This window comes from Labedella populi (assembly GCF_004078655.1).
GTDB classification, from domain to species: Bacteria; Actinomycetota; Actinomycetes; order Actinomycetales; family Microbacteriaceae; genus Labedella; species Labedella populi.
In genome coordinates this window covers 1-1,657 of the sequence record NZ_RZNC01000011.1, presented here as the reverse complement: position 1 = coordinate 1,657, position 1,657 = coordinate 1, and the positions used below count along the sequence as shown (strand labels likewise).

The 1,657-nt window shown below is 68.9% G+C and carries 1 protein-coding gene; it reads left to right on the top strand.

All coding sequences use genetic code 11. The features are described 5' to 3' along the window. The coding region (locus ELQ92_RS16140) for a DUF7927 domain-containing protein (protein WP_128500321.1) at positions 1–1,657 on the top strand (1,657 nt) is incomplete at both ends.

The following is a 1,657-nucleotide window of genomic DNA, read 5'->3' as shown; positions in this document are numbered from 1 at the left end:
GCGATGAGCTCACCTACACGCTCACCTTCACCAACAGCGGCAACGCCGTCGGCGCCGTCGACTTCACCGACCACCTCGCGAAGGTGCTCGACGACGCCGAGGTGACCGCGCAGCCGGTCGCATCCGTCGACACCCTGACCCCGAGCGCCGTCGTCGACCAGACGATCGTCGTGACGGGCTCGCTGCTGCCCGGGCAGACCGCCACGGTCACGTACTCCGTGAGGGTTCTTCCCGACGGTTCGCGGGGTGACAACCGGCTCGGCAACGTGCTCGTGGAGACGGGTGAGGACCCGCCGACGGAGTGTGTCGAGGGCAGTGCGAACTGCACGGAGAACCCCGTGGGGGAGATCGATTCGTGGAAGACGGTCGAGGCGTCGGAGACGCTGGTGGCCGAGGGCACGGTCCTCACGTACACGCTGCACTTCGCGAACATCGGCGCGGGCGCGGGCACGGTCGAGGAGGTCGACGATCTCACGCACGTGCTCGATGACTCGGATGTCACGACGGAGCCGAGCTCCGAGGTGCTCACCGTCGTGCGCGACGGTGCACGGATCGCGGTCACCGGTTCGGTCGCGGCGGGCGCAACCGCGACGGTCACGTACTCGGTGACGGTCCGGCCCGACGGGGAGCGCGGTGATGACGTCGCGGCGAACTTCCTGTTGAAGCCGGTGGACGGGGAGGTTCCGCCGGTTCCGGAGGAGCCGACGTGTCAGCCGACGGACGCGGAGCGTCCGGACTGCACCCTCACACCGATCGGGCGGCTTCTCGTCTCGAAGGCCGTCGTCGCCTCGGCCGATCCGATCGTCCCGGGCACGACGTTGACCTACACGCTGACGTTCGAGAACGCCGGCGCAGGTCCCGTGTCCGTGGACAAGTCGGACAACCTCACGGGAGTGCTCGACGATGCGACGCTCACGACGGTGCCGGTCGTGTCGGCCGACGGTGGTCTGACCGCCACTCCCGTGGTCGACGGCATCTTCTCGGTGACGGGTGAACTCGCCGCTGGACAGACGACCACGGTGACCTACACGGTCACGGTGAACGAGGAGGACGAACGCGGCGACAACAGGGCCGCGAACTTCGTCGTCGACGACCGCTCCACGCCGCCGCCCACGGACTGTGTTCCCGAGAGCACGCCGTGCACGGTGACGGAGCTCCCGCGCGTGACCTCGTCGAAGTCGGTCGACCCCGCGTCCGGCACGTCCGTCGACGCCGGTGACGTGCTCACCTACACGCTGACCTTCACGAACGACGGCACCGCCGAGGGGCCCGTCGACTTCACGGACCACCTCTCGCGCATCCTCGACGACGCGACGGTGACGGCTGCTCCCGTCGCCTCGGACTCCGCGCTCTCCGCCGTGCTCGGTGCCGATTCGATCGTGGTGACCGGTTCGCTCGCGGCCGGTCAGACGGTGACGGTCACCTATGCGGTGACCGTGTCGCCCGACGGTTCGCGGGGCGACAACCGGCTCGGCAACGTGCTCGTGGAGACGGGTGAGGACCCGCCGGCGGAGTGTGTCGAGGGCAGTGCGAACTGCACGGAGAACCCCGTGGGGGAGATCGATTCGTGGAAGTCGGTCGAGGCGTCGGAGTCTCCGGTGGCCGAGGGCACGGTGCTCACGTACACGCTGCACTTCGAGAACATCGGGCAGGGTGC